The organism is Natrinema sp. 1APR25-10V2, from assembly GCF_031626495.1.
GTDB lineage: Archaea > Halobacteriota > Halobacteria > Halobacteriales > Natrialbaceae > Natrinema.
Map to the genome: position 1 here is coordinate 36,620 of NZ_JAMQOJ010000006.1, position 15,342 is coordinate 51,961.

Annotated in this window: 13 protein-coding genes; 6 read left to right on the forward strand and 7 right to left on the reverse strand. The window is 56.3% G+C overall.

What is annotated here, in order from left to right:
* Positions 1–473: 473 nt before the first annotated feature.
* Positions 474–2,153: an AMP-binding protein gene (locus NDO75_RS18575; protein WP_310908109.1), complete on the forward strand. Its 1,680-nt coding sequence runs from the start codon at positions 474–476 to the stop codon at positions 2,151–2,153.
* A 268-nt stretch (positions 2,154–2,421) separates the two neighbouring features.
* On the opposite strand, the gene NDO75_RS18580 is transcribed toward NDO75_RS18575, so the two are convergent.
* Positions 2,422–3,225 (reverse strand): alpha/beta hydrolase, encoded by an 804-nt coding sequence (locus tag NDO75_RS18580; protein WP_310908110.1) that lies wholly within the window; start codon positions 3,223–3,225, stop codon positions 2,422–2,424.
* Positions 3,222–3,644 carry a hypothetical protein gene (locus NDO75_RS18585; RefSeq protein WP_310908111.1) on the reverse strand — a complete coding sequence of 141 codons (423 nt, stop codon included), beginning with the start codon at positions 3,642–3,644 and terminating at the stop codon, positions 3,222–3,224. The genes NDO75_RS18580 and NDO75_RS18585 overlap by 4 nt, the downstream gene beginning before the upstream one ends.
* 183 nt (positions 3,645–3,827) lie before the next feature.
* Here NDO75_RS18585 and NDO75_RS18590 point away from each other — a divergent pair, with 183 nt between their 5' ends.
* Positions 3,828–5,051 carry an acyl-CoA dehydrogenase family protein gene (locus NDO75_RS18590; RefSeq protein WP_310908112.1) on the forward strand — a complete coding sequence of 408 codons (1,224 nt, stop codon included), beginning with the start codon at positions 3,828–3,830 and terminating at the stop codon, positions 5,049–5,051.
* A 139-nt stretch (positions 5,052–5,190) separates the two neighbouring features.
* On the opposite strand, the gene NDO75_RS18595 is transcribed toward NDO75_RS18590, so the two are convergent.
* Complete coding sequence (locus tag NDO75_RS18595; RefSeq protein WP_310908113.1) at positions 5,191–6,003, reverse strand: SDR family oxidoreductase; 813 nt, start codon at positions 6,001–6,003, stop codon at positions 5,191–5,193.
* On the reverse strand, positions 6,003–6,884 hold the full coding sequence (locus NDO75_RS18600; RefSeq protein ID WP_310908114.1) for a 3-keto-5-aminohexanoate cleavage protein: 882 nt from the start codon (positions 6,882–6,884) through the stop codon (positions 6,003–6,005). The genes NDO75_RS18595 and NDO75_RS18600 overlap by 1 nt, the downstream gene beginning before the upstream one ends.
* A gap of 331 nt (positions 6,885–7,215) precedes the next feature.
* On the opposite strand from NDO75_RS18600, the gene NDO75_RS18605 reads away from it, so the two are divergent.
* Positions 7,216–8,895, forward strand: coding sequence for an acyl-CoA carboxylase subunit beta (locus tag NDO75_RS18605; RefSeq protein ID WP_310908115.1), 1,680 nt, complete (start codon positions 7,216–7,218; stop codon positions 8,893–8,895).
* A gap of 136 nt (positions 8,896–9,031) precedes the next feature.
* Here NDO75_RS18605 and NDO75_RS18610 read toward each other — a convergent pair whose 3' ends face one another.
* Genes NDO75_RS18610 through NDO75_RS18620 form a run of 3 tightly spaced genes read right to left on the reverse strand, consistent with a single transcriptional unit; the run spans position 9,032 to position 11,616 of the window.
* Entirely contained in the window at positions 9,032–9,529 is a 498-nt protein-coding gene (locus NDO75_RS18610; RefSeq protein ID WP_310908116.1) for a hypothetical protein, read from the reverse strand.
* A 39-nt stretch (positions 9,530–9,568) separates the two neighbouring features.
* Positions 9,569–11,128: a sodium/proline symporter gene (locus NDO75_RS18615; RefSeq protein WP_310908117.1), complete on the reverse strand. Its 1,560-nt coding sequence runs from the start codon at positions 11,126–11,128 to the stop codon at positions 9,569–9,571.
* On the reverse strand, positions 11,128–11,616 hold the full coding sequence (locus NDO75_RS18620; protein ID WP_310908118.1) for a hypothetical protein: 489 nt from the start codon (positions 11,614–11,616) through the stop codon (positions 11,128–11,130). Before NDO75_RS18620 ends, NDO75_RS18615 begins: the two co-directional genes overlap by 1 nt.
* Positions 11,617–11,851: 235 nt before the next feature.
* Between NDO75_RS18620 and NDO75_RS18625 the strand changes: the two genes are divergently transcribed.
* From NDO75_RS18625 to NDO75_RS18635, 3 genes are all read left to right on the forward strand, one after another.
* Complete coding sequence (locus NDO75_RS18625; protein WP_310908119.1) at positions 11,852–12,637, forward strand: enoyl-CoA hydratase-related protein; 786 nt, start codon at positions 11,852–11,854, stop codon at positions 12,635–12,637.
* Between the two features lie 75 nt (positions 12,638–12,712).
* A complete protein-coding gene (locus NDO75_RS18630) occupies positions 12,713–14,392 on the forward strand; it encodes an AMP-binding protein (protein WP_310908120.1) in 1,680 nt (559 codons plus the stop codon).
* 115 nt (positions 14,393–14,507) lie between these two features.
* Entirely contained in the window at positions 14,508–15,317 is an 810-nt protein-coding gene (locus tag NDO75_RS18635) for an enoyl-CoA hydratase/isomerase family protein (RefSeq protein ID WP_310908121.1), read from the forward strand.
* Positions 15,318–15,342 lie beyond the last annotated feature (25 nt).

Genomic DNA, 15,342 nt, shown 5'->3' on the forward strand with positions numbered 1-15,342 from the left:
TTTCGAGTTACACCCCGACTTGATCGGATCCTCACAGAAATCCAGTACGTACGTCGCGTACGGGCCGGGAGACAACCGTCGATCAACGTCCCGTCGCTACTCTGGCTCTCCCAGACCCAGCGTTGATGAGGCGAACGTTGATAGCGTCGTCCGTTTCGGCGACATCGTTCAGTAGGGTCCTACATCGTCGAGGATCCGCTTACAGTATCAGGTGCTCGGCAATCCAGCTAGCAGAACGTATCTCCGTGACCGCTGTTTGCTTCCCGTCAGCGTTGACACCCGCGACAACCCTTGATCCACCATCCGCAGAGCGCTTCGCCGTCGCCGAATCGATGCTGGATGCGCCATTGTCAGAACCCTCGCCGAATCCCCATAGTCGGTAGTATCGCTCTCAGAGATAGCTACTTCCGACCTTATTTCGGCTGTACAAGACCGGGGGAAAGTATAACACGAGTGCTCGAAATTGTGTTCTCATGACTGGTAGTGACGCAAATGGAACTGAGCGACTGGACGCATACCATTTCTACGAGCAGGAGTGGGATAGCTACGAAGCCCTGTACGAGGCCTTCGAATGGGAAGTCCCGGAGCAGTTCAATATTGCGGCGTACGTCTGTGACCGCTGGGCCGACGACCCAGAACGAACGGCTATCTACGCCGAGGACGAGGCCGGTGGGACACGGAAGTACAGTTTCCACGAGCTACACGAAGAGGCCAACCAGCTGGCGAATTACCTACAGTCGAGAGGTGTTCAACGAGGCGACCGGGTTGGTGTGAACCTCCCGCAGAAGCCTGAGACCGCCGTCGCCCACCTCGCCTGTTGGAAGCTCGGTGCGATTTCCGTCCCGTTGAGCGTGAAGTTCGGTCCCAATGCGCTGGGCTATCGGCTTGACGACGCTGGTGCAGTGGCCTGCATTATCGACCGCGAGAACGTCGACAGTTTCCGAGAAGTGCGCCCAGGATTATCGTCGTTGGATACGGTCTTGACCGTCGACGCTGACCCGACGGAAGGCGAACGTGATATAGCGAACGCCGTCGAAGGCCGGTCCACGGCGTTCGAGACAGCCGACACGGCGGCGGAAGATCCGGCGATTATCATCTACACCTCGGGCACGACCGGCGATCCGAAAGGGGTACTGCACGCCCACCGGTTCTTCCTGGGCCACCTTCCGCTGTTCGTCACGGACTTCTGTAACATGAGGCTCCGTGACGACGTGTTCTGGCTGCCCTCGGAATGGTCGTGGATCGCAGCGTTTGACATCGTATTCCCGGCCTGGTTCTACGGCAAACCGGTGTTGGCCTACGAGTCCGACGGATTTGATCCGGCGACCGCGTTCGACCTGATCGACCGCTACGACGTGACGGTGACGTTCATCCCGCCGACCGCTCTCCGAATGATGAAGGACGTCGACGATGTCGCCAAATATGACCTTTCCTCATTGCGGACTATCGCCGCCGGGGGTGAGGCGCTGGACCGCGACACGTTCGAGTGGGCCTTCGAGACATTCGGTAACGACATCGCGGTCCACGAAGGTTACGGACAGACGGAGGCAAACATGCTCATCGCCAACTGTACCGCCCTCGCGGACTACAAGGTCGGGAAACTCGGACTCCCGGGTCCGGGCCACGAGATCGAGATCCTCGATTCCGACACTGGCGAACCGACGGTCCCGACCGGCGAGGTCGGCGAGATTGCTGTCAAATACGAGGACGATCCCGTCTGTTTCCTGGAGTACTGGAACAAACCGGAGAAGACCGCTGAGACGATCCAGAATGGCTGGCTGCTCACCGACGACCTCGGATGGGTCGACGAAGACGGCTATTACGCGTTCGAGAGTCGGAAAGACGATGTTATTATCTCGGCAGGCTATCGCATTAGCCCAGAGGAGATCGAGGAGACGCTGGCTAGCCACCCGGCCGTCGCCCAAGTCGGCGTCGTTGGCGTTCCCGACGATGAGCGCGGCGAGGTTCCGAAAGCATTCATCGAGATCGCCTCTGATTACGAGGAGACTGAGTCGTTACGAACGGGGCTGCAGGAGCACGTTAAATCGCAGCTCGCTCGCTACGAGTACCCCCGTGAAGTCGTCGTCAAGGACGAACTACCGAAGACAACGACCGGCAAAGTGAAACGGAGTTCGCTGGTAGATAGCGGATGACAGAGTAAGAAGTTCGGATCGTCTTCGTCACGGAAATCGCACGGGTGGACGAAATTGATGTGGTGAATCCTGTAGGGTACGCAGTGGACGATAGCCGAGCAGTTGTCTGAAAACGTCTGTGAGAAACTGTACATAATGGGGGTTCGCAATTCCTCCATCGAGCGTCTCTTTCGATGGAGGCGCTTGTGGCCGTCCGCTGGTCTACAGTCGAGGATCGACGGTAATTCGTTCGAAACGGAAGTAGTCAGTGAAACCGGAGGGGGGTTAGCTACATCTCATCCAGGAATTCGAGGAATCGGTCGGTGAATTCATCAGTCTCCAGCATCGGGTAATGGCCGATATCTGAGAGACGGACGAACTCGGGGTCGAGCGCGTTCCGTGTTTCCTCGACGAACTCCTCCGGGAGGAAGTAGTCGTCCTCTCCGTACACGTACAGGACCGGGCATGTAATGTCCTCTGCCTGGTCGCGAATGTCGTGGTTATTCCAAGCTGTTAGGTCGGCATGCGTCACAGCCGGAATCGCCCGCTGGTGAAGCCAGGCGTGTTCCTCCACACGGCCTGGGTCGGCTGCTTCCCCATGACAGTGCCGGGAAGCGTTGTAGAAAAACCGACCCCAACCCGGGAGGCCGCTCTCATGTTCCATCATCGCGAGAAAGCCCTCGGGATAGGTTGGAGTTCGCAACGCCCCCTCACAGGCAGCGATGGCCCCAATCTCCTTCGCGTGGTTCGCCGCAAGATCGAGGACGATATCACCGCCGATAGAACAGCCAGCCACGACGGGATTCTCAACGCCGCGAGCGTCGACGAACTCCCAGACGAACTCCGCGAGCCCGTGCATCGAGTCGATATGTCCGTCCGGATGCGGGAGCGACTTCCCGTGACCAGGCAAATCGAGCGTCTGTGCGTGGTAGCCAGCCTCGCCGAGTGTGGGGAGAACGTGGCGCCACTCCATCGCATCGTGACCCGCTGTGTGGACGAGCACCACATCCTGACCGTCCTGTGGTCCTGCTTCCTCGTAAAATGCCCGAACGCCGTCAACCTGCTCGTAGCCTGCGCGGATACCGTTGCTCATTGTGCTGCCTCCCCAAGATCGACCGTGTCTGGCGTCTCAGCGCGTAGGTGCTCAACGAGAAGGTTTAGCCCGTCGGTCACCCGCGTCGCTTCTAGCACATCGCCTCGAAACTCGATCTTCCCGAGCGTCTGCTGCTCGCCGAAGGGATTACGATCCTCGGTGAGTAGCCGCATCCACTGGTCCGTTGACCCCGCGACGGTGAACGTTGAACCGAACTCCGCCTCCTGACCGAGGATTTCGATCACTTCCCCGCGGTAGAGTTTCATCCAGACTACCTCATCGCCGACCTCGAGTTTTATCGAACCGTCGAACCGAGACATTGCCCTCCTGAACTCCTCGTCTGCCTCGAGCGTCTCGGCGAACGAGCGGAACCACTCCGCTGATGGAAATGATGTCATTGTTATATGATGCCAATCCACTCTTATATATTCCAATATATAAATCCTGACTACGGTTCCCTGGCTTTACGCTTGAAATGGGTTATCACCACCGCAGTCCGTATCGGTCACCGTTGATCCTCACGAACTCCGTTGAAGTCGATTGTCACGAGCCTAGTTGAGCCGATGTTATTTATCATGGGAAATCTTAACATTGAACCGTCAATGAGCTTAGTCGACTATCCGGAGTCGGACCGTGCTCGCGAACTGGCTAAGAGAACTCGTGATCTAATGGACGAGGTAGTCTTGCCCCTCGAGCGCGATCTCGATCCCGGCGAGGCCGTGTCCGAGTCTGGGCTGAGGACGCTGCGCGAAGCGGCACGCGACTACGGCGTGTACTGTCCCCAGATGCCCGACGAGTACGGAGGCATGGGTGAGTCATTCCGCGATTCGTTAGCCGTCTTTGAGGAGGCCGGTCGGTCGTTGTTGGGCCCCCCAGCACTTCGCGTCGACGCCCCTGACGAAGGAAACATGCATACGATTGAGATTGCAGGAACGGAAGAACAGAAACAGCGGTGGTTGCCGCCGCTTATCGAGGGCGAGGCTCGGTCGGCGTTCTCGATGACAGAACCGGCTCCAGGCGGAGGATCCGACCCGAAGATGATCAAGACTACTGCCGAGAAGGACGGAGACGAGTGGGTCATCAACGGCCACAAGTGGTGGACATCGAACGGGCACGAGGCGGACGTATTTCTCGTGATGGCCCGAACGGATCTGGACGCCCACCCTTACGAGGGCTGTTCTATCTTCCTCGTGCCCGCTGAAACGGATGGGCTCGAACTTGTCCGCGATGTCCCCGCCATGGAGAGTTCGATCCTCGATCTGAGCCACGCAGAAGTGCGGTACGACAATGTTCGCGTCCCGGAGGAGAACCTATTAGGTGCCGAAAACGAGGGATTCACCATTGCCCAGCAACGCCTCGGTCCAGCACGGCTAACCCACTGCATGCGTTTCTGCGGTATGAGTGACCGGGCGCTGGCGATCGCACGAGCGTACATGCAGAACCGAGAAGCGTTTGGCTCGGCCCTCGCAGACAAGCAAGCGCTTCGACACAAAATCGCCGAGCAAGAACTCGCGCTTCACGGGACACGGACGATGACTCGAGATGCGGCACGGCGTGTGAGCAACGGCCATGAAGCCAGAATTCCAGTCGCAATGTGTAAGATTCGTGCTGCTCGCATGGTCCAAGAGACCGTTGATATTGCGATTCAGTGCTGTGGCGGTGCGGGGCTATCGCGCGATCTCCCGCTTGTGGACTTTTACGAAGGACTCCGCTTTTTCCGGATCGGTGACGGTGCCGACGAAGTCCACCTCCGGTCCATCGCTCGCGAGGCCTTCAGCGACGAACATGTTGCTGAGGAAGATTTGAAGAATCTACCTGAATTTTAGGGTTAAGAATATTGTTCCACAGGTGTGCCCGGATTCGAACGTGATATCGTCGGGCGGATGCTCGCTTATATAGTTGTGGCGGCCATCCGCTCTTAGAGTTGGCGTGTGAATACGGGTATCGCCGCTTGAGGGGCCGTTTTCAGAACTCGTACGGGAGCGGAGCAGTAAGTTGGCCACCGTCGACCGTGAAGTAGCCGCCTGTCACGTAGGCGGCTGCGGGGCTGGCGAGGAACAGCACGGTCGGGACGCAGTCGCCGGGCGTCCCAAAGCGGTCAGACGGGATATCGTCGAGAAGCGCATCAGGGAGCGATCCTCGGGATGCCTCGATGACGCCTTCCGTCTCGATTATCCCCGGGGCAACGGTGTTAGCTCGGATCCCGTCTTCCGCCCACTCGGCTGCGACCGTCTGCATAAGATTGTGTATGCCGGCCTTCCCAGCGCCGGAGTGAGCGTGGAACGGTGCGCCTCGTTCTGAGTTCGTTGCCCCCATCGCTAGGATCACGCCGCCGCCGTTCTCGCGCATGTGTTCACCGGCAGCGAAGGTACAATAGGCGGTCCCGTCGAGGATCGTTCCGACGACCGCACGCCAACCGTTTGGCGAGAGATTTTCGGTCGGGGTGACGAAGTTCGCTCCCGCATTGTTGACCAGAATGTCGATTTCGCCCAACTCGTCTACGACCGTATCGACCATCTGCTCGACAGACTCGTATTCGCGGACGTCAACAGTCGTCGCACATGCTTGTACGCCGCGGTCCTTGATCTCCTCCACGACGGGCTCGAGATGGTCCATGTCGCGACTGGCGATAGCGACATCCGCCCCGTGGTCCGCAAACGCTACCGCGATCTCCTTTCCAATTCCGGTGCCTCCACCGGTGACGAGGGCTACCTCGCCGTCGAAGAGATCGTCAGTGAAGATATCGGTACTCGCCGGAGTTTCGCCAAGGCCCGCCATTATTCCATCCCCAGAATTTTGCGAGCTTCGTCTGGCGTTGCCGGTTCGCGGCCGACGTTTCTGGTCAACTCAGCGGCCTTCTCGACGAGTTCGGGATTGGTCGCCATCTCGCCGTTCGGCAAATAGAAGTTATCTTCCAGTCCAACGCGAACGTTGCCGCCCATCGAGAGGGCAGCCGCTGCCAGCGGCCACTGGTCTTCGCTGATCCCGATGACCTGCCAGTTGGCGTCCGAGGGTAGCTGCCGGACCTGGTTCGTGAGATTCTCAACTGTCGCCGGAATGCCACCGAGCACGCCCATGATAAGGCTAAACTGCAACGGGTGCTCGAGTTCTCCAGTTTTCAGGAGTGGGCGTATGTTCCCGATGTGGCCCGTATCGAAACACTCTAGTTCTGGTTTGACACCGGACTCGTTCATCGTCCGGACGAACTTCCTGATATCGTCGAACGAGTTCTCGAAGACCATGTTGAATACGAAGTCATCGCGGGACTCTGAGTATTTCGCGTAGTTCATAGACCCCATGTTCAAAGCAGCAATGTCGGGTTGTACCTCTCGCAAGTAATCCATCCGCTCTTCAGGGGGGACGTCCATTGCGCCGGTCGAGAAGTTGATCAAAATATCGGTTCTATCGCGGATTTCGTCGTAGATCTCTTGGTAAATTTCTGTATCGAACGTTTGCTCTCCGTTGTCGGTCCGTGCATGGATGTGAGCGATCGACGCGCCAGCTTCCCGCGCGGCGGCAGCATCTTCGGCGATCTCCTCCGGCGTATATGGGATCGCTTCACATTGGTCTCGCGTCGTCAGCGCGCCCGTGAGCGCGGCTGAAATGATCGCTTTCTCCGAGTCGTTTCCTTTGATGGATTCTTGGTTATCAAGAGTCATGATGAGTTTCGTATTCTGATCTTCTGGGTTTTCACTATTGCATTCATATGTAGTAATCAACCGATGCGGTCAGAGGAAGGCCCTGGTATATGGTTTCACACATCATGTCTCAATTCCTGCCTGTATACTTATATTCTTCGTCGAAACGATATCGCCAGCGGGAATGTGGTTGAATGACGTCCCCTCCATCCACGAATGCTGTTACAGATCTGCCCTGAACAGGCCAGATTACTTCCACGACCAGTACAATTATTGTTGTCGAGAGAATTGAATCGCTCAACCGATTCGCCGTTTCGCAACCGGCGAAGCAGCCAATGGACTGTTCAAAACAATGAAAATTAATATCGACGGCCAATACGACGAAAAAACCGCTCGAGCAATAGTCACAGCAATTTCGCAACACTTCGGAGAGCCAGTCGAGCTCAATGGAGACGAAACATCGTCCAGTGAGTCATATGATGAGGCAATCATTACGGAACGGGAAGAAACGATCCGAGAAGAGATTGAGGAAATCATGTCCGGCGGTCCGGAGCGAGGACATGAGAAGATCGAAGAGCTGGGGAAGCTCTTCGTTCGTGAACGGATGGATCTCGTGTTCGACGAGGTTCGCTTCGAGGATGGCACGTTCGCGGGTCTTGATAACGACGACTGGACGCCGGCTGACGGCCTACTGACAGGTGTCGCTGAGATCGATGGACGAGAAGTCTACTTCTCGGCAAACGATTACACGGTAAAAGCAGGCTCAATCGGAAACCAGGGTATCGAGAAACAAGTTCGGCTGAGCGAGCGGGCGGTAAATGCGCGCTCGCCGATAATCAGGCTCATCGACTCCACCGGAGCCCGGCTGACGCCGGGGGAGCGAGACGAGACCCAATCACACGCAGACCGGTATACCGGCGGAAAGTCGTTTTTCAACCAATGCATTCACTCTGGACAGGTTCCACAGATAGGCGTCCTATACGGTCCGAATATCGCCGGGTCGGCCTACACTCCCGTGTTCTGTGACTTCCTTATCATGGTCGAAGGAACATCCGGAATGGCGATCGCGTCGCCGCGGATCGTTGAGGAGATGACCGGCGAGGAGATTGACATGCAGGATCTTGGAGGCCCAGAGGTCCATGCGAAGCACTCCGGCAGCGCAGACCTCGTCGTGCCGGATGAAGAGACTGCCGCTGAGAAAACCCGCCAGTTACTGAGCTACCTGCCCCAGAATCATGATGCCGAATTACCTTCTGAACCGTCAAAATCGCCCGATCTTAACCCTAAAAGCCTGGACAACGTCATTCCGGAGAAGCCGAACAAGTCGTATGACGTCACCCAGGTCATCAGGCGAGTCGTCGACGGGGACTCGTGGTTCGAACTAAAACCGGACTTCGCACCTGAGATCGTTACCGGCTTCGGGCGCATCGACGGAAAACCAGTCGGAATCGTCGCCAACCAGCCCGAGCATGTCTCTGGCGCGATCTTCCCAGATTCTGCCGAGAAGGCGGCCGGCTTCATCTGGAAGTGCGACGCATTTGGAATTCCGCTTGTGTATCTCTGTGATACACCTGGATTCATGATCGGCTCTCAAGTCGAGAAAGAGGGAGTCCTACAGAAAGGACGGAAGTTCATCTACGCAACGTCCAACGCACAAGTTCCGAAAGTCTGTGTCATCACGCGCAAAGCATACGGGGCTGGGATTTATGCTATGTGCGGACCGGCATTCGAGCCGGACGCGACCCTCGCACTCCCCTCGGCCGAACTAGCCGTCATGGGCCCTGACGCTGCTGTCCGAGCAGTATTCGCCAGACAGATTGAGGAGATCGACGATCCTGCCGAACGGGAGGCCTTCATTGAAGAGAAAAAACAGGAATACCGGAAAGATATCCGCAAACAGGCGTCGAATATGCAAGTCGATGAGCTCATCCCCGCAGGCGACCTACGCGAACAACTCGTCCACAGACTGGATTCCCTGCGGAGCAAACAGCGGACGGAGTACGACCGAAAACACGGGACAGTTCTCTTCTGATCATCTCTAGGGAGAGCCATTTTCGAGTTTTGTATTTCTCTGGCTCATTCCTCGGTGTGTAGCCCGGATAAGGAGCCAGACGCTATATTCGCAAGAAAGCAACTCAGACGCATCTCAACAAGAGCGAGTCAGAGATTCACTGCCAGAAGGAAAAGGGAGTGAATTGGCGGTCAGACACCGAGATTGCAACGTCAACATACTCGTCGTGCTCAGAGAGGCGAGCCATATTCGAAGTAGCATCCTTTTCAGAAGACGTTTGTGAGACATCGAAAAATTCTATCTCGCCATCTTCCCAAACGAACCGCAATGAGGTCTTCTTTATCCACGAGCTGCGCGTTAGTTCGACTCTTCGGAGCGCATGAACTGGGACAGTGAAATTTCGATCATCGAAAGCGGTGATCTCGGAGAGAGAGTAATCTGACAATCGATCCCGGTGTGCTGCACCCATATCAGCCTTCAAGAGAAGCGAGCTATACGATTCCCCGATAAAACAGAAGATGAGCCGTTGGTCAGTGACGAACACTTCCCAGTATTCGAGCGAGTATCCAGTCTTCTTGCACCAGCCGCTGAATCGACACAACTGTCGCTCGGCAGCATCCGTTGGTGGCGTGTCAGCATCCGTTCTTTCGTCCATAGGCTCTCTTGAACACGAACTAAAAAGAAGATGGGGTATCTACTGCTCGAGGAGCGGGCGAATGTCGGCCGGGACACTATAGTCGCTCTGCGTGGCGAGCGAAACGACGATGAACACGATCGTCGATAGCAACATCGCTGCCGCCCCGACGACGACCGTCTGAGGGAACGGGTACGTCGCTGAAACCGATTCGGCGACTGAACTCATCCCGATCGTGCTAAACGCTGTCGGCAATACCTCGTAGATGATATTGAGGGAAAGACCGACGACACTGGCTGCGATGGCGCCAGGAGCTGTCGCGCCTTTCCAGTTGAGCCCGAGAGCGACAACCGGGAAGAGAGACGCGGCGAACAGCCCCCAGCCGATCACACCGAGAATGCCTACGAGTGCCTCCGAAAAATAGACGACGCCGGTAGCGGCGAGGGTGATTCCGACGAGGGTCGCCTGTGTAATCCGGAGTTCGAGTTGGCTGTCTTCGATCGGTCGACCGAGTGAACGTGGGATGTCCCGTGTGACGGCTGCAGCAGCGATGTTCAGGAACGAATCACTGGTACTCATGATAGCAGCGAGCAGCCCTGAAAGGACGAGTCCAGCGACGATGCTCGGCGTGTGATCCAACACGAAGATCGGCATCGTTTGCGAGGCGCTCTCGAGCGCATTGATGTTGCCCGATTCGACCATCGCCCGCATACTCAACCCCGTAGTGAACGCTAAGAGGCTCGAAATTCCATAGGATATCGCAGCAATTGGTGCCCCCCACCGAAGGAGCTTGATGTCTTTTATCATGTAGAACTTCGTGATCGTGTGCGCTTGTCCCAGGCCACCGATAGAGAACAGTATCCACCAACTCAGCGCCATGACTCCGCCCAAAGCACCGAACGGACTAACCAGGGCTGGGTCAGCGGCGGCGAGATTCTCTGAGATGTTCTGTGGGCCGCCACCGAAGGAAAGCGCATAGACGAACACGAGGACCGCACCGCCAACCATCGTGATACCTTGAACGAAGTCCGTCCAGACGCCTGCGATCATACCGCCGATTGCGCTATACAATAACAGGATAAATGAACCGATGACGAGTCCCCAGAGAACTGGAATGCCGAAGATTGCTTGCATCACGTACTGGAGTGCCGCGAGATTCGTCGCGAGATACCCCGTCACCGCGACGATGATCGTGACAGCGGTCAGTCCACGGACCCAATTACTTTCGTACCTCGCATACATCCCGTCTGGAAGCGTCATAACGTCTCGGATGTCCGCCAGTAACCGCATTCGTTTTCCTAACAGCATCCACGTGACTAGGAACCCGAACGACGCGGTTCCGAAAATCCAGAAGGGCGTCAGTCCGAACGTATATATCAGTTCAGGTCCACCAACGAATCCGAATCCCGACTGAGTGACTGAGAAGATAGTTATTGCGAGTACCCACGTCCCGATACTCTTCCCCGTTATCAGGAAGTCGCTTAGCGTGTCCGTCCTCAGGTATCCCCAGACGCCGATTGCCAGGATCAAGAGAATATACAGTGAGCCGATAACCAGCACGACCGGATCATCAGCGACCGGAATTTCGGACGCCTGAAGCGGATAAGATGGTGCAATCATCAATCATCACCTGCCGGTTGTTCTGCAGCTGCCATCGGAAACTCGGAGGTAGTCTGTGCCTCCTGAGCGTCATCGAGAATCGAATCGATGATATCGTCGTTTACTGTCTCATTGAACGGTGAAAGCGCGTAATAGATCGTGACGAAGAACGGGAGGAACCAGATGAAAAAGAGGTATATTGCGGTCGGCGTCGGCAACCCGATAATATAGGTGTATTCTGCGGCGCTCACTCCGGGGTCCCACGTGAGCCAGATTCCCGTCATTCCGAGTAGTAGTATAATACCGAGGCTGACGATTACACCTCCGTATGGACTGATATCGAACTCACGGTCGTTACTCTCGATCCCAGCAACACTGAGCACGGAGAGGATGAACAAAACTGCGATATATGAGAGTGCAACGGTCGACTGGAATACGCTCGCAACCAGGAATGCGGTGGCGAGGAGTGCGACTACAACCATTATTTTATTGTTCTCTGTCTGCGACATGCACTCCCACGGTATTTGGACGGACAACTTAAAAGTTAGGCTAGCACGACCGTTCATCGACACGAACGAAATAAATCAATGATTTGTTCTCGAGTTCGAACAAACGGCAGGCCGAGAGCTTCGTCGATTCACAGTCGTAGTAGTATGGCGAGGTACATTTTAACGAGATGAAGTCGCGACGATTCGCGAACTCGACGCCGAACATTTATTCAATATGCGACAAAACAGCCTACCGATGATATCAACCACAGAGAAGTTACGATACGAAATCAGTGACGGAACTGCCTATCTGACGTTCGACCGGCCTGAGAAACATAACTCGCTTACACCGGAGATGATGCGGGACGGGGCGCGAGTAATCCACGACGCCGACGCAAACGATGATGTCCGGGCGATTATCGTGACCGGAACCGGAGATGAAGCGTTCTGCACGGGTGCCGATCTCGAGGAGACGATCCAGGAAGTCGTCGAGGGGGACGCGGACCCCGGTCCGGACGAGGATGATTTGTTTTTACGACACGAACTGGTTCGGACACCGATCATCGCCGCCGTCAATGGTCTCTGCGTCGCCGGCGGGATGGAGTTCCTTCAGGCAACAGATATCCGAATCGCGGCGGAGAGCGCACGGTTCGGCCTTCAGGAACCGCGATGGGGAATCGCTCCCGTGGCCGGTTCTCACGTGCGGTTGCCGCGCCAACTCCCGTATTGTCGTGCGATGGAGTACCTGCTAACCGGCGACCTGTTCTCGGCAACGCACGCACTCGAGACGGGACTAGTGAACGCTGTCGTCCCTGACGGCGAGACGATGGCTCGTGCAGACGAGATAGCGGACAGTATCGCAGAGAACAGTCCGACTGCAGTCCGCAAGATCAAGGAGACGGTCCACCGGTGTGCCGGGTTGCGACCCAGTGATGCGTTCCGTCTCGAGACACAGATCGGCGAGGAAATTTTCGCAACCGAGGACGCAAGAGAAGGACCACAGGCGTTCTTGGAGGACCGTAATCCGTCGTTCCGCAGGTGAATCTTCCACTCCAAGCCTATACTAATAAGTGCCTGCGTGGAGGACAGTCAGGAAGCAGTTTGTTAGCATCCAACCATGACTATAGACATCGACTGGCAAACTGAACCGGTGCCCGACCTCAGTAGGTATGAGACATATGACAGAGCGTGGAACGATTGCGAATGGGACATTCCCGATACCTATAATATCGGAACAGATGTGATTACCAAGCATGCAGACGACCGCGGCCGTGTCGCGCTATTCACTGAATCTGCAGACGGGAGCAGTGACCAGTACACTTTCTGGCAGCTCGAAAGACGCTCGAACGAGTTGGCAACGGCGCTCCGAAACCGGGGGATCGAGCGTGGTGATCGAATCGCAGTCGTCGCACCACAACGGGTCGAGACGGCCCTCATTCATGTGGCAGCATACAAGCTGGGTGCAGTAGCAGTACCGTTGTCCGTGCTCTACGGACCGGACGCCCTCTCGTTCCGTCTCGATGACAGCGGAACCGACATCGTCTTTGCGGCTCCGGACGTCTTCGACACGGTCTGTGAGGCAGTCGCGGAGGTCGATTCCGTCGAGTACTTGATCGGGATGGATGCGGAACCCGAGACGCCAACGGGGGTCGTCGGCGAGCAGTTCATCGACCTACGTGGATCTCATCGATTCGATCCGATCAGAACTGAACCTGAGGATCCGGCGGTCCTCATCTATACGAGCGGGACGACTGGCCGACCGAAGGGTGTTCTCCAAACGCACCAGTATCTCCTCGGTCACCTACCGTGCGTCCAGATGGCACTCGAGTTCCCGTGGCACGATGTCGACCCAGTCCTCTACACACCTGCTGACTGGGCATGGGTCGGTGGTCTCTATGACGTCTTGCTGTCCGCTTGGCACTATGGGCTGCCAGTCGTCGGTTACCAGTCCGATGGGTTCGATCCCGAAACGACCTTCGAACTGATCGACCGCTACGGTGTCACCTATCCACTGTTGACACCGACGATGTTGAAGATGATGAGTCAGGTGGAGTCTCCTGCAAACAGCGTAGAGCACGTCGTTGCTATCGGAACTGGGGGAGAACCAGTCCCGTCTGAACTCCACAACTGGGTGGCCAAAACGTTCGATGCGCCGCTGAACGAACTCTACGGACAGACGGAGGCTAACTTGGTCGTCTCGAACTGTTCTCAGTGGTTCGAACCAGAGCCGGGAAGTATGGGGAAGCCGGTCCCTGGTCATACGGTCGACATCGTCGGTGACGACGGTAAACCGCTACCCACAGGCGAGGTCGGTGCTATCGCAGTAAAGCGCCCGGACCCGGTTGTGTTCGAGGAATACTGGAACGCACCTGAATTAACGGATAGCACGTTTTTCGGCGAAAACGACGAGTGGCTAGACACCGATGACATCGGTTACAGAGACGAAAACGGCCGGCTCTGGTTCAAAGCCCGCGACGACGACGTCATAATCACGAGTGGGTACCGCGTCGGCCCAGCCGAGGTCGAGGATGCGCTACTCGAGCACGATGCCGTTGCAAACGCGGCGGTCATTGGCGTCGACGACGAGACACGCGGACGGATCGTGAAAGCGTTCGTCGTCACCGCTCCTAGGGACGACCCAAGCGACGACCTCGCGACGGCGATCAAACGGTACGTTCGCGAGAACCTCGCCAAGTACCAGTATCCGCGGGAAATCGAGTTCATCGACGAACTTCCGAAGACGACTACTGGGAAAATACAGAGGCATAAGTTGCGGAAGAATGATGAAGATAACTGAGGAGGAAATTAACTGACGCCAGATAGTATAGAGGAAAAGGTTTACTGAACAGCCGAAAGAGCAGTTAGACGGGGAATGGACTTCACTACTCCAACACCCCAACTGTTAACCAACCATGTCATTTGATCCCACATCACTCTCGAACGAAGATCTGACCGTTACAGTAAGTGACGATGAAGTGGTCGTGCGGGCGACTATCGATCGCCCGGACAAGCATAATGCGCTCAATGATCAGGTGTTAGATGGATTGATCAACGTGATGGACGCCGCTGACGAAAGTCCAGCCCGGGTCATCGTGATTCGCGGTGCCGAGGGGACGTTCTGTTCCGGCGGTGACCTAGAGGGCATGGACAAAGCGGAGGAGCCATCGATGCAGGATCGCCGACGGAGTTCATCGAAACTCAGTGAGTTATTCGATCACATGGTCGCGACCTCTGCCCTGACGGTCGCGGCAGTTGAGGGATACTGTCTCGCTGGTGGTTGCGGACTCGCGGCGGCGTGCGAGTTCGTGGTCGCTGCCGATAATGCCGAGTTTGGGACGCCCGAAGTCAACGTCGGGATGTTCCCAATGCAGGCAATGGCTTCGATCATGCCCGCCGTCCTCGAAAAACAAGGGCTGAAAATGCTGTTTACAGGAGAACACGTCTCGGCTGAAGAAGGCGTGGAGATCGGCCTTGTCACAGAGGTATTCGATTCTAAAGCGTTCGACGATAGGCTTGACGAATTCGTTGACACACTGGCTGCAAACAGCCCAGTGATGATCTCGATGGGCAAAGAAGCCTACTACAACCAGCGAGACATGGCCTTCGATGAGGCGTACAATTACCTGAAAGAGATGCTCGTCCTGTTGATGGAGAGTGAGGACCACAAAGAGGGCGTCGCTGCGTTCGTCGAAGACCGTGAACCAGACTGGAAATCGCGCTAGCTATAGCCAAAGACTCAGATCCTCT